The organism is Streptosporangium sp. NPDC087985 (assembly GCF_044741965.1).
Lineage (GTDB): Bacteria > Actinomycetota > Actinomycetes > Streptosporangiales > Streptosporangiaceae > Streptosporangium.
In genome coordinates, this window is record NZ_JBIUTQ010000006.1 from 102338 (window position 1) to 120103 (window position 17766).

A 17766-nucleotide genomic window follows, 5' to 3' on the forward strand; every position below is an offset into this window, starting at 1 on the left:
GGGCGGAGTGCTCGGCGAGGGAGCAGTCCTGCCGTCTGGGGATTCCGTCGACGCATGTAAGACAGGTAAGAGAGGTGTGGCCGAATGAGTCACCCCCATCCCGAACTCGGGCCGCCGCCGGCGTTGCCCGAAGGCGCACTACGCATCATCGCGCTGGGCGGTCTCGGTGAGATCGGCCGCAACATGGCGGTGTTCGAATACGAAGGCCGTCTGCTGATCATCGACTGCGGAGTGCTCTTCCCCGAGCCCGACCAGCCGGGCATCGACCTGATCCTGCCAGACTTCGAATACATCCGGGACCGCCTGGACGACGTCGAGGCGGTGCTGCTGACCCACGGGCACGAGGACCACATCGGCGCCGTGCCGTACCTGCTGCGCGAGCGCCGTGACATCCCGGTCGTGGGATCGAAGCTGACACTGGCGCTGATCGAGGCCAAGCTCACCGAGCACCGAATCCAGCCGGTCAAGCTTGAGGTCGTCGAGGGGGAGCGGCACCGGTTCGGGCCGTTCGAGTGCGAGTTCTTCGCGGTCAACCACTCGATCCCGGACGCGCTGGCCGTCGCGGTCAGGACACCCGCGGGCATCGTCCTGCACACCGGTGACTTCCGGATGGACCAGCTGCCCAGCGACGGGCGGCTGACCGACCTGGGGGGATTCGCCAGGCTCGGCGCCGAGGGTGTCGACCTGCTGATGTCCGACTCGACGAACGCCGAGGTGCCGGGCTTCGTCACCAGCGAGCGGGAGATCGCGCCGGTCATCGACGAGGTGGTCCGCACCGCGGAGAAGCGCGTGATCGTGGCGAGCTTCGCCTCCCACGTCCACCGCGTCCAGCAGGTCATGGACGCCGCGGCCAACCACGGCCGCAAGGTCGCGCTGGTCGGCCGTTCCATGGTGCGCAACATGGGCATCGCCCGCGACCTCGGCTACCTGAAGGTGCCGCCGGGCCTGATCGTCGACTCCAAGGAGATCGAGACCTGGCCGCCGGAGGACGTGGTGCTGATCTGCACCGGGTCCCAGGGTGAACCGATGGCCGCGCTGTCGCGCATGGCCAATCGCGACCACCCGATCAGGATCGCCGAGGGCGACACCGTGCTACTGGCCTCCTCGCTGGTGCCCGGCAACGAGACCGCCGTCAACAAGGTCATCAACGGGCTGGCCCGCTGGGGCGCCCGCGTGGTGCACAAGGGCAACGCGAAGGTGCACGTCTCCGGGCACGCCGCCGCGGGTGAGCTGCTCTACCTGCTCAACGTGACCCGGCCGTCCAACTTCATGCCGGTGCACGGCGAGTGGCGGCACATGCGGGCGCACGCCAAGATCGCCGAGCTGTCCGGCGTGCCCGCCGACCACATCGTGATCGCCGAGGACGGCGTCGTGGTGGATCTGCTCGACGGCCGGGCGAAGATCATGGGAGCGGTCCCCGCCGGTTACGTCTACGTGGACGGCACCTCGGTGGGTGACGTCACCGACTTCGCGCTGAAGGACCGGCGGATCCTCGGCGAGGAGGGCTTCATCTCCGTCGTCATCGTGGTCGACACCGCCAACGGCAAGCTGACCGGCGGCCCGGAGATCCACGCCAGGGGGTCGGGCATCGACCCCGATCGGCTGGACGAGGTCATCCCGCAGATCGAGAAGGCCGTGGCGGAGCACGCGGCCGACGGGGTGGTGGACATCCAGCAGATCCGCCGGATAGTCCGCAGGACCGTCGGGCGCTGGGTGAGCGACACCTACCGCCGCCGTCCAATGATCATCCCCGTGGTGGTCGAGGTCTGATCCGTCACCGTACGGTGGCCCCACCGGCCACCGTACGGCCCGCCGCCGCGGGTGGCGGCCGGCTCGGACCGCATGCGGCGACTTCTTCCACCGGCGCTCCGCGGGTGGTCATTGATCCGGCCTGCGCGTTCGGGTACGGTTCGCACCGGTCCCGGCGAGCCTTCACACGATTCGCCGGGTGTCTCGATAGCCTCACTAGTATGGCCACCCGTACGTCTAAAGGCGCCGCAGGTAAGCCCTCCGCCAAGAGGGCCTCTGGCCGGTCCGGGTCCCCCTCGTCCCGTAAGGCCCCCGCCAGGAGGGTCCCCGCCACGCGGGCGAAGAGCGCGACCTCGGCCCGCAGGCCCGTCACGCCGAACCAGGACCCGATCGGCTGGGTCTTCACCATGATCGGCAAATTGTTCATGGGAATCTGGATGCTGCTCGCAGGCGGCATTGGCAGCGCGGCGCGGGCAATGGGACAGAACGCGCGCGAGCTCGACCCGGTGCATCGCCGTGACGGGCTCGGCCTGGCGGTGTTCTCCGGGGCGATCGTGCTGGCCGCGATGACCTGGCGGGAGAGCACCGGCACGGTCTCCACGGTGGTCAACGCCGTCATGCACGGCGTGTTCGGGTCGTTGGCCTGGCTGATCCCCATCCTGCTGGCGCTGCTGGCCTGGCGGCTGCTGCGTCACCCGGATCAGAACGCCGACACCGGCCGGATGAGCATCGGGTGGTCCGCCCTCACCGTCGGGGTTCTCGGCGTCGTGCACATCGTGCACGACACGCCGTACCCCTCGGGAGACGCCTCCGACGGCATGGACAAGGTGTCGGCCGCCGGCGGCATGATCGGTTTTGTCATCTCGGCGCCTCCGGCGAGCATCCTGCCCGCCTTCATCACCATCCCGCTGCTGCTGATCCTGTCCGGTTTCGGTGTCCTGGTGATCACCGCCACGCCGGTGCACCGGATCCCGGAGCGGCTGGCCGAGATCAGGCACATGCTCTTCACCCGGGACGTCCCGGCGGGGACCCGCGGGTCCAGGAAGCGGCCCGCGCGCAGGAAGCCGGATGAGGGGCCGGAGACCGGCGACAACGTCAAGCCGTACGACACCCCGGTCGTCACCGAGTCACAGAGCACGCAGCTCGCCGAAGGCCCGCCGGAGGTCGTGCCGGGACTGCTGCTGGAGGAGGCCCCGGTCCGCCAGGCCGAGGCGCCCGAGCCGACTCCGGCGCCGCGCAAGGTGGAGCAGCTCGTGCTCTCCTCGCAGGACGGGCCGTACACCCTGCCGGACACGCAGCTCCTGCGTCCGGGCAGCGCGCCCAAACCGCAGACCAAGGCCAACACCATCGTGGTCAACGCGCTGACCAGTGTGCTGGAGCAGTTCACCATCGACGCCCAGGTGATCGGGTTCACCCGCGGGCCGACGGTGACGCGCTACGAGATCGAGCTCGGCCCGGCGGTCAAGGTCGAGAAGGTCACCGCGCTCACCAAGAACATCGCCTACGCGGTCAAGTCGGCTGATGTCCGGATCTTGAGCCCCATCCCCGGTAAGTCGGCCATCGGCGTCGAGATCCCGAACACAGACAAGGACCTCGTGTCGCTGGGCGACATCCTGCGTTCCCAGGTGGCCCAGGCCGACCAGCACCCGATGATCGTCGGCCTCGGCAAGGACGTCGAGGGCCGCACAATCGTTGCCAACCTGGCCAAGATGCCGCATCTGCTCATCGCGGGCGCCACTGGCGCGGGTAAGTCGGTCTGCGTCAACGGCCTCATCTCCTCGATCCTGATGCGCGCCACCCCGGACGAGGTCCGCATGGTGCTGGTCGACCCCAAGCGGGTCGAGCTCAGCGTCTACGAGGGCATCCCGCACCTCATCACGCCGATCATCACCAACCCCAAGAAGGCCGCCGAGGCGCTGGAATGGGTGGTGGGCGAGATGGACCGTCGCTATGACGACCTGGCCGCCAGCGGCTTCCGGCACGTCGACGACTTCAACAAGGCGGTGCGCGCGGGCAAGCTCGTGCCACCGCCGGGCAGTGAGCGGGTCTACCAGCCCTACCCCTATCTGCTGGTGATCGTGGACGAGCTCGCCGACCTGATGATGGTCGCCCCGCGCGACGTCGAGGACTCCATCGTCCGCATCACCCAGCTCGCCCGCGCCGCCGGAATCCACCTGGTGATCGCCACCCAGCGGCCGTCGGTGGACGTCGTCACCGGCCTGATCAAGGCCAACGTGCCTTCCCGCCTCGCGTTCGCCACCTCCTCGCTGGCCGACTCCCGGGTCATCCTGGACCAGCCGGGCGCCGAGAAGCTGGTCGGTCAGGGTGACGCGCTGTTCCTGCCGATGGGCGCGAGTAAGCCCATGCGGCTGCAGAACGCCTTCGTCTCAGAAAAAGAGATCGCCGAGGTCGTCACGCACTGCAAGACCCAGATGCAGGCCGAGTACCGCCCTGATGTCACAGCCGTGGCCTCCGCGAAAAAGGAGATCGACGAGGACATCGGCGACGACCTCGACCTGCTGATCCAGGCGGCCGAGCTGATCGTGACCACCCAGTTCGGCTCCACTTCGATGCTTCAGCGCAAGTTGCGGGTGGGCTTCGCCAAAGCGGGCCGCCTGATGGACCTGCTGGAGAGCAGGAACGTGGTCGGGCCGAGCGAGGGGTCGAAGGCCCGGGAGGTGATGGTCAAGCCCGACGAGCTCGCCGGTCTCCTCACCGATCTGCGCGGAGAGTGACCCCCGTCGTGTGATCTCCCACCGATTACTGATTGAATAGGACTCACTACGCAGCGTCGGGGGCTGAGAGGCGTGCGCTATGAGTATTGGAAGCAATCTGGCAGAGGCGCGTCGGGCGGCGGGTCTGACCGTCGGCCAGTTGAGCGCGCGTACGCGCGTTCGAGAGGCGCTGATCCACGGGATCGAACGAGATGACTTCTCCCAGTGCGGGGGAGACTTCTACGCGCGGGGACACGTCCGCAACATCGCCAAGGTCGTCGGGCTGGATCCCGAGGCCATGGTGCACGAGTACGACGAGCTACACGGGGGCGTGCCGCTGCCGGTGCGGGCGGCCAGCGTGTTCCAGGCTGACAAGCCCATCAAGATCCGGGAGAGCCGTTCGCCCAACTGGACGATGGCCATGGCGGTCGCACTGGCCATCGTCGTGGTGTTCGGTGTGGTGAAGATGATGGGCGGGGGCGAGGAGGACACGCCCGCGGCGGTGATCCGCCCGGCCTCGGCGCCGGCCGTTCCGCCGAAGCCGGCCGCGCCGGCCGGCGCGGCCGCCCGTCCGGACGCGTCGCCGGCCACCGGCAAGCAAGGCGAGCTGCTCGTCTTCCAGGTCAAGGCCAAGCGTTCTGCCTGGCTCGAGGTGAGAGAGATCGGGGGCCGCAAGCTCTTCTCCGGCATGCTGGAGGAGGGGAAGACCTCCGCGTGGAAGGCGAAGGAGGGGGTGAAGGTCACCTTCAGCGACGGGGGGGCCTTCCAGCTCCGGGTGAACGGCAAGAACCTCGGAACTCCTGGACCTTCGGGGCAGATGATCAGCCGCTCCTACCGGGCTTCCGCGTCCAAGTCCGGCTAGATGACCGGTGTTGAACGGGGGGAGGTGCGCCGGTAGTGGCCAACTCCCGCTACCGTAGGGTTCACCATGTCATCCCGCCGAACCGCATCGCTGATCACACTGGGTTGCGCGCGCAACGAGGTCGACTCCGAGGAGCTCGCCGCGCGTCTTGAGGCTGCCGGTTGGCAGGTGGACGACGGTGACCCCGATGTCATCGTCGTCAACACCTGCGGCTTCATCGACTCAGCGAAAAAGGACTCCATCGACACGCTGCTCGCCGCGGCCGACTCCGGGGCCAAGGTGGTCGCCGCGGGCTGTATGGCCGAGCGCTACGGCGATCAGCTCGCCGACGCGCTGCCCGAGGCGGCAGCCGTCATCTCCTTCGACGACTACACCCAGATCGGCACGCGCCTGGACGATGTGCTCGCGGGCAGACCGCTCGTCCCGCACAGTCCCCGCGACCGCAGGACCCTGCTGCCCATCTCGCCGGTCGAGCGTGCCGCCGCCCCCAAGACCAACATCCCCGGCCACGGCGAGCTGCCCGAGGGCGTGGCCCCGGCCAGCGGCCCCCGGCCGCTGCGCAAACGCCTGGGCGACGGGCCGGTGGCCTCGCTGAAGCTGGCTTCCGGCTGTGACCGGCGCTGCACGTTCTGCGCCATCCCCGCCTTCCGCGGCGCCTACGTCTCGCGTGATCCCTCGGAGCTTCTCAGCGAGGCCGCGTGGCTGGCCGAGCAGGGCGTCAAGGAGCTCGTGCTGGTCAGCGAGAACTCCACCTCCTACGGGAAGGACCTCGGCGACCTGCGGGCGCTGGAGAAGCTCCTGCCCTCCCTGGCCGCGATCGAGGGCATCGAGCGGGTGCGGGTCAGCTACCTGCAGCCCGCCGAACTCCGCCCGGGCCTGCTGGAGATGATCGCCTCGACCGAGAGCGTGGCCCCCTACTTCGACCTCTCCTTCCAGCACGCCAGCGGCTCGGTGCTGCGCCGGATGCGCCGCTTCGGCGACCCCAGGCGTTTCCTCAGCCTGCTCGAGACGGTCCGGGAGGTCGCCCCGGAGGCGGGCGTGCGCTCCAACTTCATCGTGGGCTTCCCCGGTGAGACCGAGGAGGAGTTCGGCGAGCTGGTGGCCTTCCTCCAGGAGGCCAGGCTCGACGTGATCGGTGTTTTCGGCTACTCCGACGAGGACGGCACCGAGGCGGCGTCGCTGCCCGGTAAGCTGGACCAGGAGACCGTCGATGCCCGCGTGACCGCGCTCACCGAGCTGGCCGAGGAGCTCATGGCCCAGCGGGCCGAGGAGCGGATCGGCACCGAGGTGGACGTCCTCATCGAGGAGGACCTCGGTGACGGCGGCTACGAAGGCCGGGCGGCCCACCAGGGGCCGGAGGTCGACGGTTCTGTCACGGTTCAGGGCATCGGCCTGGTCCCCGGTCAGATCGTCCGGGCCGTCGTGGTCGACTCCGAAGGGGTCGACCTGATCGCCCGTATCAAGGCAGCCCCATGAGTGCGCCGCCGGGCCGGGAGAGCCTATGACCAACACGCCAGAGACCGGCACCGATCCGACTGCGGCAGTCACACGCCCCAAGGTGAGCGCGTGGAACATCGCCAACGTCGTCACGGTGATACGGCTGGCGATGGTTCCGTTCTTCACGGTCTGTCTCTTCCTGCCGGATTCCGGCTGGCGCATCACCGCGCTGGTGGTCTTCCTGGTGGCCTCGCTCACCGACCTGCTCGACGGCGAGCTGGCCCGTCGCTATGGGCTGGTCACCGACTTCGGGAAGATCGCCGATCCGCTCGCGGACAAGGCCCTGATCGGTGCCGCGCTGATCAGCCTGTCGGCTCTGGACGAGCTGCCCTGGTGGGTCACCGCCGTGATCCTCGGCAGGGAGCTGGGCGTCACCCTCCTGCGGTTCGCGGTCATCAGGCACGGTGTCATCCCCGCCAGCTACGGCGGCAAGGTGAAGACCGTTCTGCAGATCGCGGCGATCGTCTGTTACATGTGGCTGGGCGTGCCCGAGCCGATCCGCTGGACCGTGATGGGCGCGGCGACCATCGTGACCGTGGGCACCGGGCTCGACTACGTGATCCGCGCGGTCAGGCTACGGCAGGTGGCGAATCGGGCGCGAGCCCAATGAGTCACCGTCTGCTGGCCGCCACCACCGTGCTCTCGCTGCTCGTCCGCCGGGGCGAGACGGTCGCGGTGGCCGAGTCGCTGACCGCGGGGTTGATCGGCGCCGCACTCACCGGTCCCTCCGGCGCGTCGGCGGCTTTCGTGGGCGGGGTCATCTCCTACGCCGCCGAGCTCAAGCACCGCCTGCTGGGTGTTCCCGTGGATCTGCTGAAGCGTGAGGGGGCCGTGCACCCGAAGGTCGCCGCTGCGATGGCGACCGGGGTGCGTGAAATCACCGGTTCCACCTACGGCCTGGCCGCCACCGGTGTGGCCGGCCCGGACCCGCAGGACGGCAGGCCGGTGGGCACCGTGCACCTGGCCGTTAGCGGGCCCGGTGGACGGGTATGGCACCGGGATCTCCATCTTGCCGGGACACGCGAGGAGATCCGGCAGGCGACGGTGAATGAGGCCGTTGACTTACTGCAAGGCGTGCTGGAGCTGAACGTGGGGGAACATTCAGGGTGATTACCGCGTTACGTCCCCAGCGAACATGCTTATCACGGTCTGCCGCGGTGTTGGTGGATACGGGTACGGTGGAGATGTGAGTGAGGTAAAGGTCAAACGATGATGACGGCGAGGAGTATGTACCAAGGACCGCGTTCAAAGAACGGGCGACACGAACCGATCGCGCGGAGTGTCGTGAAGACGCCCGCGCCCGGGAGGGAGCGACAGATGGTCCTGCTGCGTCAGCTGCTCGGCGACGTGTTGCGGCGGCTGCGGGTGCGGCAGAGTCGCACCTTGCGTGAGGTGTCCACACTGGCCCGTGTTTCTCTCGGATATCTGTCCGAGGTGGAGCGTGGTCAGAAGGAAGCCTCTTCCGAGCTACTCGCATCAATCTGCGGCGCCCTTGGCGTGCCGCTTTCACAGGTGCTCCGCGAAGTGTCCGACCAGTTCGCGCTGGCCGAGCTTCAGCACGCCCCGGTGCTCTCCGACGATGTCCCCGAGCGGGAGCGTCTGCCGATTGCCGAGACCGTGCCCGGTGCCATCACTGATTCTGTATTTCCCGAGGTCAACGACATGGTCGCGGCCTAACCGGCTGGTTCCTCCGGCTGGCAGCGACCGCACCAGAAGATCAGCCGTTCTGCTGACCTTGCCCTCATCTCCCCGCGACTGATCCGACATCCGCAGCGCAGGCACGGTCTCCCTGCCCTGCCGTAGACCCAGGTGCTCCGTCCTGGGCGAAGATCACCGGTCGTCACTCTTTCGGGGCGTTCTCTGTCGGCATGCGTCAATCGCTGGGCGAGCGCCACGACTCCTCCCACATCCTCGACCGCACCCACCGGCCGCCCAGCGAGATTCCCGCGAGGAACAACGTCTCGACCCGGTGGACGACGTCGCCCTCAGGCGCGAGGGCCCGCTCAGTCCCATGCGGCGGGGTCGGAGGAGAGCTGACGGACACGCTCCGGGAGTGCGCCGGTGGCCACGTTGTCAAGCGTGACCTCCTCCAGAATCGCCCGCTCGCTGGCGCGCAGCGCGATCCAGACCTGCTGCAACGACTCCGCGGGTCCCCGGTAGTCGACGTGCTCGGGCCGTTCACCCCGCACGTTGGCCAGGGGGCCGTCCACGGCACGGATCACATCGGCCAGGGTGATCTCAGTGGCGGGCCGGGCCAGCACATAACCGCCCTCGGGGCCACGCTGACCACGGACCAGGCCGGCCCGCCGCATCTGCAGGAGGATGTTCTCCAGGTATTTGGGCGGCATGTCCTGCTCTTTTGCCAGCTCAGCCACGGTGGTTGGTCCGTCACCGGCGGCGGCGAGTTCGGCGGCGGCACGTAGGGCATAGTCGACACGAGCGGATAGGCGCATGTAGTCGATTATCCCGCCTGCTATTGACTGCTTATGCGCGAGGTCGTGCGGGGGGTCGAGTCGGAGCCCGCCGCCCTCCGCCGCCCAGGGACCCGTGCGACCGGGTGCTCCGGGCGCGGATCCGGTGGTGCTGGTGAGTGCCCGGTGGGGTGGCAGGGGCCCCAGGGCCCCCCGCCGGTCATTCGCGAGGCTAAACTATCAGGAAGCTTTATTAATGAATAGAACCGTTATTTCTGTCCGAATATGAAGCCGGCGGGGAAACGGCGGACAGGAGAGCATGCATATGGAGCGACGTCCTGGCGTGCCCAGGCTACTGAGGGAGATCAACGATCGGGCCGCCCTGGAGCTGTTGCTTGACTCGGGACCGCTGACGCGAGGTCAGATCGGGGAGCTCACCGGCCTTTCCAAGGTAACGGCGTCGCAGACACTCGCCCGGCTGGAGGGGCGCGGCCTGGTCGAGGTGGCGGGGGAACTGGTAGGGGGAAGAGGGCCAAATGCGGCGCTTTATGGAATTATCCCTTCCTCCGCCTATGTGGCGGGACTGGATGTCGGCCCGGAATTCGTCACCACGGCCATCGCGGATATTCGGGGGGAGATCGTCTCGGAGGTGAAGGTCGCGCCCAACGGGCACGGCGATCCGGTCGCCCTCGTCCACAGCGCCGTTGTCAAGGCGTGCCGATCGGCCAAGGTCGCGCTCTCCAAGTTGCGGGCGGTTGTGATCGGCACTCCGGGTGTGGTCGACCCCCGGACCGGGGACGTGCAGTTCTCCTTCGACCTGCCGGGCTGGCACGAGGGTATCCACGAGGCGCTCGCCCGTGACCTGCGCCGCGACATCACGATCGAGAACGATGTGAACCTCGCCGCCGTCGCCGAACGCACGCTGGGCGCGGCGCGCGGCGCCGACGACTTCGTGCTGCTCTGGGTGGACCGCGGCATCGGTCTCGGCGTCGTGCTCGGCGGACGGCTGCACCGCGGCCGGTCCGGCAGCGCGGGCGAGATCGGCTACCTCCCGGTGCCCGGCGTGCCGCTGGCCAAGGACGTGCGGGCGGTTCCCGGACGGCTGCCGTCGCTCGCGGGCGGTCTGCAGTCGCTGGTCAGCGCCGAGGCGGTCGCCGAGCTCGCCGGGGCGTACGGCTTCGCGGGGGAGAGCGCGGCCGGGTGTGTGGCGGACGCGGTCGAGGCGGGGGAACGCGGGGAACCCCTGCTGGATGAGATCGCCGGTCGGCTGGCCCTGGGGGTGGCGTCGGTGTGTGTCGTGCTCGATCCCGGGCTGGTGGTGCTGGCCGGGGAGATCAGTCAGGCGGGCGGGGGCGCGCTCACCTCCAGGATCGAGCAGGCGGTGGCCCGGATCTGCCCGGTCCGCCCGCAGGTGGTGCCCAGCGAGGTGGGGGGGAACCCGGTGCTGCGCGGCGCCGTTCTCGCCGCTCTGGAGCAGGCGCGCGAAGAGATCTTCTCCTCCTGAAAGCCCGGTTCGCCACGGGACGGTCCCGAGCCGGGCGACGGTACGGCCCGCGCCCCGGGGGTCCTCGAGGGCGCGGGCCGTACCGGCATGGGGCGGGGTCAGACCCCGAGCAGTTCGGCGGCGGCTTGGGCGTTGGCGCGGGCGGCGCCGTACGTGGCCAGGTAGGTGACGCCCTCGGGGCGCCAGATCGGCAGGCCCATCTCGACCACCGTGGCGTCGGGGCGGGCGGCCAGCAGCGCCGACACCACTGACTGGCTGGCCTCGTAGCGGTGGGCGTCCTTGACCACGACGACCAGGGAGCGGCCGATGGCCCGCCGCAGGATGTCCGGTACGTCGGCGGCCTCGGGCTTGACCCGGACCACCTCCGCCCGCGGTAGCAGGGGTGTGAAACCCCATGGCACGTCGCCGACCGCGATGGTCGGCGGAGTGTCCACCTCGACCACCAGCGGGTCGACCAGCGGGGACGCCGAGCCGGTGAGGCTGACCGCGCGGCGGGCGGCCGTCAGGCCGATCACGCTCGCCTCGGCCTCGCCCGTCCGGGGAGTGCCGGACCAGGCGAGCAGGCGGGCCACCCGTTCGGCGGCGGCCTCCAGCCGGCCCAGCGGCAGCCGACCGTCCCCGACCGCGGCGACGATCTCGGCGATGATCCGGCGGACGTCGTCCTCGGTGGGCAGCGGGCCGAGGCAGAGCAGGTCGGCTCCGGCGGCCAGCGAGAGCACCGCCCCTCCGGCCAGGCCGTAGGTGTCGGTGACGGCTCTCATGTCGAGGGCGTCGGACACGACCACGCCGTCGTAGCCCAGCTCGCCGCGGAGCAGGCCGGTCAGGGCGGCGGCCGACAGCGTGGCGGGAGTCGTGCCGGTGAGGGCCGGAACCCGGACGTGCGCCGTCATGATGGACCTGGTCCCGGCGTCGATCGCGGCGCGGAAGGGCACGAGCTCGCGCTCTCTTAGGAGATCGAGGGAAGCGTCGACGAGCGGGACCTCCAGGTGGGAGTCCTGGCTGGTGGCGCCGTGACCGGGGAAGTGCTTGACGCAGGCGGCCACGCCGGCCGCTTGGAGACCCTGGACGGCCGCGACGGTGTGCCGGGCGACCAATGCGGCGTCCGGTCCGAACGAGCGGGTCCCGATCACCGGGTTGTCGGCGGCTGTGTTCACGTCGGCCGACGGGGCCATGTCCAGGTTGATGCCGCATCGGGCCAGGTCGTCACCGATGGACCGGTAGACGCGCCGGGTCAGCTCGACGTCGTCGACGGCGCCGAGGGCCGCGTTGCCGGGGTAGGGGCTGCCCACGTGGTAGTCGAGCCGGGTGACGTCCCCGCCCTCCTCGTCCAGCGAGATGACCGGGTCGCCGGCCTCGCGCAGGCGGCCGGTGAGCGCGGAGAGCTGGGCGGGGTCGGCGACGTTGAAGCCGAAGAGGGTGACGCCGCCCAGGCCGCCCTCCAGGTTCCGGAGAACCCATCCGGGGACGGTGGTGCCCTGGAAGGCGACGAGCAACGTGCCGGCCGCGAGACGACGCAGCCTCTGGTCGCTGGAGTCCGCGCTGTACTCAGACATGGCGATACGTGATTCCTTACCGGGGGGTGACGGGTGTCGAACGGGGACGGGGCCGGTACGGCTCGCCCCGGGGGTGCGGGGCCGTACCGGCGCCGGAGGAGGTCAGCCCTTGACGGCGCCCGCGACGAGGCCGGAGACCATCCGCCGCTGCACCAGGAGAAAAAAGATGATCACCGGGATGGTCATCAGGGTGGAGGCGGCCATGATGCCGCCCCAGTCCACCGACCGCTGGCTGACGAAGTAGCGCAGCGCCACCGGCATGGTGTAGCTGCCCTGGTCGCTGATCAGGGTCAGCGCGAACACGAACTCGTTCCACGCGGTGATGAAGGAGAAGATGCTCGTCGCGACGAGACCGGGGGCCACCAGGGGGAACAGCACCCGCCAGAAGGTGCTGAACCGGCTCGCGCCGTCGATCCAGGCCGCCTCCTCCAGCTCCTTGGGGATCGCCGCGACGAAGGTGCGGAGCATCCAGATGGCGAACGGCAGCGTCAGCGCGACGTTCACGACGATCAGGCCGAGGAACTGGTTGTACAGCCCGGCCCGCTTGATCATCATGAAGAGCGGGATGAGCAGCGCCTCGCCGGGGACCATCTGCACGATGAGCAGCAGGATCAGGAACGAGGTGCGCCCGCGGAAGCGGAAGCGGGCGACCGCGGTCGCCGCGAGCAGCGAGAAGACCGCGCCGATGAGCACCGTGCCGAGAGCCACGACGGTGCTGTTGAGCAGGTAGCGCCAGATGGAGTGACCCGCGACGCCCTCGGTGAAAACCCGCCGCACGTGTTCGAGCGTGGGGTCGGTCGGGAACGGGATGAAGTCCGTCGTGAAGATCTGTTCGCTGCTCTTGAAGGCCGTGGTCACCATCCAGTAGACGGGGAACACGGCGAACAGGAACACCAGGACGGCCGCGGTGTTGAGGCCGACTTTGCCGAGCTGCTTGCGCGTCCTGAGCTGCTTCTGCGTCCTGGGCCGCGTGCGTGCGTCGTAGGTGGTCATCGCACGTCCTCCGTTTTCACGATCTGGCGGACGTAGAAGAAGGTGATGACGAGCAGGATCAGCGTCAGCACCACCGCGATGGCCGCGCCCATGCCCATCTTGGGCGGCGCGCTGAAGGCCTGGGTGAAGGCGTACAGCGACAGGTTGAACGCCTCGCGGTTGGAGGTGCCGCCCGCCAGCACGAAGAGCTGGGTGAAGACCTTGAAGTCCCAGATGACGGAGAGCACGACCAGTACCGCGAAGACCGGCTTCAGCAGCGGGAATGTGATCTTCCAGAAGATCCGCCACGCGGAGGCGCCGTCCACCCGTGCCGCCTCGTAAAGCTCCTGCGAGATGCTCTTCAGACCGGCCAGCACCGAGACCGCGATGAACGGGAACGACGCCCACACCACGGCGATGATGAGCACCACGTAGATCGTGAACGCGTCGTTGAGCCAGGGTTCCCCGGTCCAGTCGGAACGGCCGAACAGCAGGGACGAGAACCAGTCGGGGAGGGCGTTCAGCATCCAGTTGACGACGCCCGACTCGGCGTCGAACAGCCAGCGCCAGATGATCGCGGTGGCGATCTGCGGGGTGGCCCAGGCGGCCATGATGCCGATGATGAGGAAGGTCGACATCTTCTTGCCCAGCCTGTTCAGGAGCAGGCCGACCAGCGTGCCGAGCGTCAGGGTGAACGCCACCGTGACGACGGCGAAGACGACGGTGTTGCGCAGCGAGGTCCAGAACAGCTCCGACTCGAAGAGCTTCTGGTAGTTCGCCAGGCCCACCGACTCGGCGGGCGCGCCCCGGACCTGCCGCAGTCCCACGTTCTGGAAGGACATGGCGACCATCTGGAACAGTGGGTAGAGCAGCAGGCCGGCGATGACCAGGAGGCCTGGGACGAGCAGCGCGTAGGGGACCACCCGGACGGGGAGCCCGCTGGGCCTGCGCGGGGGCCGGGCGCCTCGGTGTCCCCGCGCCGGGGCGGAGGCTGCGTCTCCGCCCCGGGCGATGGTTGAGGTGTCGGCCATGATTACTGGTTCAGGATCTCTTCGAGTTCCTTGTTGGCGTCGGCCAGTGCGGCGTCGACGTCCTTCTTGCCCTCGATGACGGAGCGGGCCGCGCTCTGCAGGACCGCCTTGGTGTCGTTGGCCTCGGCCCAGTGGGTGCTGTTCGGGAAGCCCTTGGCGACCTTGAAGGTCTCGGCGAACGGCGCCTGCGCCGGGTCGGCCGCGTACTCGCTCAGAGCCTCCGGGTAGAGCGGGAGCAGGCCGCCCTCCTTGGCGTAGCGGGTGCCGAACTCCTTGCCGGCGGCGAGCTGGACGTACTCGGCGGACAGTTCGAGGTTCTTGGTGTCCTTCCAGATGGCGATGTCGTTGCCGCCCTGGAAGGCCGGAGCCGGGCCGCTGCCGTCCTTGGCGGGGAGCGAGAAGAAGGCCATCTTCTCCTCGTCGATCTTGCCGCCGCTCTGCTCCTTGATGGTGGTGATGTCCCAGCCGCCGGTCACGTACATGCCGACCTTGCCGTTGGCGAAGCGGGTCGCGATGTCGACCGAGTTCTGGGTCAGGGCGGACTTGCGCGAGATACCGTTCTTGGTCACCAGGTCGGTGTAGAACTGGAAGCCCTCCTTGAAACCGGGCTCCGTCAGCTTGCCGACCCACTTGCCGCCCTCGAACGCGGCGAAGTCGCCACCGGCCGACCAGACGAACGGGGAGAGCGACATGTTGGCGTCGGAACCGCCGTTGAAGGCGAAGCCGTCGACGTCCTTACCCTTCTTGGCGACGATCTTCTTGCCCGCCGCGACGATGTCGTCCCAGGTCTTGGGCACCTCGATGCCCAGATCCTTGAACCAGTCCTTGCGGTAGAGGACGGCGCGGGTGCCGCCGCCCCACGGAGCGGCGTAGATCTTGCCGTCGACCGTCTCGTAGCCCCACAGGTTCTGCGGGATCTGCTGGAAGTCGGGGTTGCCCTTGACGATCTCGGTCAGGTCGGTGAGGGCGTCCTGCGCGACCCAGGCGGCCACCTGGTCGTTGCCGAACTCGGTGACGTCCGGGCCCTCGCCGCCGGCGAGCGCGGCGGTCCACTTGGCCTGCGCGTCGGGCCACGGCACCCACTGGAGATTGACGTCGGCGCCGGTGGTCTCCTTGAACTTGGCGTTCAGGTCGCCCATGAGCTTGTCCTGCTTCTCGTCCGGTGCGCCGAGACGCCAGACGGTCAGGGTCTGGCCGGCGAACTTGGGCCCGGACTCGGCGGGCGCGGGCGCGGGCGCGGACGTGTCGCTGTTGGCGGCCGGCGCAGGATCGCTGCTGCCACAAGCGGCGAGACCCAGGGCGAGGGCGGCGGTGGTGGCCGTCGTGGTGGCGATTCTCGCGAACTTCACTGGAGTTCTCCCTTTCAGGCTTTCGCCGGGATTTGCGCTCATCGGTTATCGGCTGGGGTCCCCCGCGACCCTCTGCACTCACTAGGAGCGGTCGGAGCTACGTGCAGCCCGCGGTGCGATCACTTGCCTGCGGGCTGACTACGGTTAAACTAACAATAAACTTTCTTAAAAGAAACGATCGTTAGCGGATCGTGACGGGGGGAGTCGGCCTTGCCTAGACGTCCGGGAACGCCTCGGCTGCTGCGCCAGCTCAATGATCGCGCAGCGCTGGAGCTCCTGCTGTCCAATGGTCCGCTCACCCGTGCTGAGCTGGGAGAACATACCGGACTCTCCAAGGTGACCGCGGGGCAGTTGCTCGCCAGGCTGGAGGATCGCGACCTCGTCGCGGTAGTCGGTGAGCAGGCCGGTGGACGGGGTCCCAACGCCGCGCTCTATGGCGTCGTACCGTCGAGCGCGTATGTCGTGGGACTTGACGTCCTGCCGGACCGGATCAGCGCCGGGGTGGCCGACATCACCGGTGAGACCGTCGCGGAGATAGCGGTGGACCCCACCGGCCACGACGACCCGGTACGGCTCGTGCACAGCGCCGTCGAGAAGGCGTGTGAGTCGGCGGCCATCCCCATGACCGGCCTGCGGGCCTTCGTGATCGGCACCCGGGGCGTCGTCGACCCCCGTACCGGTGACGTCCGGTTCTCCTTCGACCTGCCCTCCTGGCACGACGGCGTGCTCGCCGGGCTCCGCCGTGACCTCAACGTCCCCGTGACGATCGAGAACGACGTGAACCTGGCCGCGCTGGCCGAGCGCTCGCACGGCGCGGCGCTGGGCATGGACGACTTCGTGCTGGTGTGGGCGGGAGTCGGCCAGGGGCTCGGGGTCATGCTCGGCGGACGCCTCCACCGCGGCTTCACCGGTGGCGCGGGTGAGATCGGCTGGCTCCCCGTCCCCGGGGAGCCGCTCCCCACCGACGTGAGCGAGCCCCAGTCCGGCTCGTTCCAGCGTCTGGTCGGTGGCGACGCCGTGGCCGGCCTGGCGGCCGCGCACGGTCTCGCCGGCCGTTCCGATGGCTCCGCCGGCTCCGTCGGCGACTATGTCCGTATGGCTGTCGCCCAGGGGGCGGAGGGTTTCCTGGACGAGCTGGCCGGGAGACTGGCGGTCGGCGTGGCGGCGGTGGCCGTGGTCCTGGATCCCGCGCTGATGGTGCTCAGCGGCGACGTCGGCAGGGCCGGCGGGACAGCCCTCGCGGCCAGAGTCGAGGAGGCCGTGGCCAGGGTCTGTCCGAGCCAGCCGAGGGTCGTGGTCACGGAGGTTCAGGGCAATCCGGTGCTGCGCGGTGCCCTGATCTCGGCGCTTCATCAGGCCCGGGAACAGGTGTTCTCCGAGACGGTGTGAGAATTGGCGCTATGCGCGACATCGTTTTGATCTCCGATCCCCGGGTCTCCGCGATCCCCGTCGAGGAGTCAGGGGAGCGGCTGGCCGACATCCGGGGACGGTTGCGGGTGGACAGGCGGCTGGCCGATCCCGAGGGGGCGTTCGCCCATCTCAGAGAGGGGCTGCTGGTCCGGCTGGAGGGTGCGCAGGCGCATCTTCCAGCCGGCTACCGGCTGCTGGTCGTGGAGGGCTACCGGCCGCTGGCGCTGCAGCAGCGGATCTTCGAGGAGTACTCGGCGGAGCTGCGGGTGGCATTCCCCAAAATGTCGCCCGAAGAGATCTGCGTGGCGGCCAGCCGCTACGTCTCGCCCGTCGAGGTCGCCCCGCACACCGCGGGTGCGGCGGTGGATCTGACCCTGTGCACCGAGGACGGGGACGAGCTTGACATGGGCACCCCGCTCAACGCCACCCCGGAGCAGAGCGACGGCGCGTGCTACACCGACGCCTCCGGCCTGTCGTCCGAGGCCCGCCACCACCGCGACCTCCTCGGCACCGTCCTGAGGTCGGCCGGCCTGGTCAACTACCCCACCGAATGGTGGCACTGGTCCTATGGCGATCGCTACTGGGCCATGACCACCGGGGCCGCCTCCGCCGTCTACGGTCCCACCTCCGTCTGACCCGCGCGCGACGGCCGCGCCCGTGCGTTGAGAGGTGAGGACCGTCCTCAGCGTTCTCCCGGCCGCGGCCGGGAGAACG

Annotated in this window: 15 protein-coding genes; 10 read left to right on the plus strand and 5 right to left on the minus strand. The window is 69.1% G+C overall.

Going from position 1 to position 17766, the window contains the following annotated elements; translation table 11 throughout:
- Positions 1-84: 84 nt before the first annotated feature.
- The 7 genes from ACIN94_RS15200 (at position 85) to ACIN94_RS15230 (ending at position 8499) form a co-directional block, all read left to right on the plus strand.
- The gene (locus ACIN94_RS15200) at positions 85-1770 is read left to right on the plus strand and encodes a ribonuclease J (protein WP_400705340.1); all 1686 of its coding nucleotides are present in this window, start codon (positions 85-87) and stop codon (positions 1768-1770) included.
- Between the two features lie 200 nt (positions 1771-1970).
- The gene (locus ACIN94_RS15205; protein WP_400705343.1) at positions 1971-4484 is read left to right on the plus strand and encodes a DNA translocase FtsK; all 2514 of its coding nucleotides are present in this window, start codon (positions 1971-1973) and stop codon (positions 4482-4484) included.
- Positions 4485-4563: 79 nt separating this feature from the next.
- Positions 4564-5325: a helix-turn-helix domain-containing protein gene (locus ACIN94_RS15210; protein WP_400705346.1), complete on the plus strand. Its 762-nt coding sequence runs from the start codon at positions 4564-4566 to the stop codon at positions 5323-5325.
- A 66-nt stretch (positions 5326-5391) separates the two neighbouring features.
- Positions 5392-6801 carry a 30S ribosomal protein S12 methylthiotransferase RimO gene (rimO, locus tag ACIN94_RS15215; protein WP_400705349.1) on the plus strand — a complete coding sequence of 470 codons (1410 nt, stop codon included), beginning with the start codon at positions 5392-5394 and terminating at the stop codon, positions 6799-6801.
- Positions 6802-6826: 25 nt separating this feature from the next.
- Positions 6827-7432, plus strand: a complete 606-nt coding sequence (gene pgsA / locus ACIN94_RS15220; protein ID WP_400705352.1) for a CDP-diacylglycerol--glycerol-3-phosphate 3-phosphatidyltransferase — start codon at positions 6827-6829, stop codon at positions 7430-7432.
- Positions 7429-7932 carry a CinA family protein gene (locus ACIN94_RS15225; RefSeq protein ID WP_400705355.1) on the plus strand — a complete coding sequence of 168 codons (504 nt, stop codon included), beginning with the start codon at positions 7429-7431 and terminating at the stop codon, positions 7930-7932. The genes pgsA and ACIN94_RS15225 overlap by 4 nt, the downstream gene beginning before the upstream one ends.
- 207 nt (positions 7933-8139) lie before the next feature.
- A complete protein-coding gene (locus ACIN94_RS15230) occupies positions 8140-8499 on the plus strand; it encodes a helix-turn-helix domain-containing protein (RefSeq protein WP_400705358.1) in 360 nt (119 codons plus the stop codon).
- 326 nt (positions 8500-8825) lie between these two features.
- Here the strand turns inward: ACIN94_RS15230 and ACIN94_RS15235 are convergent, their stop codons facing one another.
- Positions 8826-9275 carry an RrF2 family transcriptional regulator gene (locus ACIN94_RS15235; protein ID WP_400705361.1) on the minus strand — a complete coding sequence of 150 codons (450 nt, stop codon included), beginning with the start codon at positions 9273-9275 and terminating at the stop codon, positions 8826-8828.
- 283 nt (positions 9276-9558) lie between these two features.
- Between ACIN94_RS15235 and ACIN94_RS15240 the strand changes: the two genes are divergently transcribed.
- The gene (locus ACIN94_RS15240; protein ID WP_400705363.1) at positions 9559-10737 is read left to right on the plus strand and encodes an ROK family protein; all 1179 of its coding nucleotides are present in this window, start codon (positions 9559-9561) and stop codon (positions 10735-10737) included.
- A 98-nt stretch (positions 10738-10835) separates the two neighbouring features.
- On the opposite strand, the gene ACIN94_RS15245 is transcribed toward ACIN94_RS15240, so the two are convergent.
- The 4 genes from ACIN94_RS15245 to ACIN94_RS15260 form a co-directional block, all read right to left on the minus strand.
- Positions 10836-12290 carry a glycoside hydrolase family 3 protein gene (locus ACIN94_RS15245; RefSeq protein ID WP_400705366.1) on the minus strand — a complete coding sequence of 485 codons (1455 nt, stop codon included), beginning with the start codon at positions 12288-12290 and terminating at the stop codon, positions 10836-10838.
- A 102-nt stretch (positions 12291-12392) separates the two neighbouring features.
- A complete protein-coding gene (locus ACIN94_RS15250; protein ID WP_400705369.1) occupies positions 12393-13283 on the minus strand; it encodes a carbohydrate ABC transporter permease in 891 nt (296 codons plus the stop codon).
- Positions 13280-14293: a carbohydrate ABC transporter permease gene (locus ACIN94_RS15255; protein WP_400705372.1), complete on the minus strand. Its 1014-nt coding sequence runs from the start codon at positions 14291-14293 to the stop codon at positions 13280-13282. Before ACIN94_RS15255 ends, ACIN94_RS15250 begins: the two co-directional genes overlap by 4 nt.
- A gap of 2 nt (positions 14294-14295) precedes the next feature.
- Positions 14296-15642: an extracellular solute-binding protein gene (locus ACIN94_RS15260; protein WP_400705375.1), complete on the minus strand. Its 1347-nt coding sequence runs from the start codon at positions 15640-15642 to the stop codon at positions 14296-14298.
- Between the two features lie 210 nt (positions 15643-15852).
- Between ACIN94_RS15260 and ACIN94_RS15265 the strand changes: the two genes are divergently transcribed.
- Both ACIN94_RS15265 and ACIN94_RS15270 read left to right on the plus strand, forming a co-directional pair.
- On the plus strand, positions 15853-17031 hold the full coding sequence (locus ACIN94_RS15265; RefSeq protein ID WP_400705378.1) for an ROK family protein: 1179 nt from the start codon (positions 15853-15855) through the stop codon (positions 17029-17031).
- An 11-nt stretch (positions 17032-17042) separates the two neighbouring features.
- Positions 17043-17687 carry a M15 family metallopeptidase gene (locus ACIN94_RS15270; RefSeq protein ID WP_400705381.1) on the plus strand — a complete coding sequence of 215 codons (645 nt, stop codon included), beginning with the start codon at positions 17043-17045 and terminating at the stop codon, positions 17685-17687.
- Positions 17688-17766: the final 79 nt, after the last annotated feature.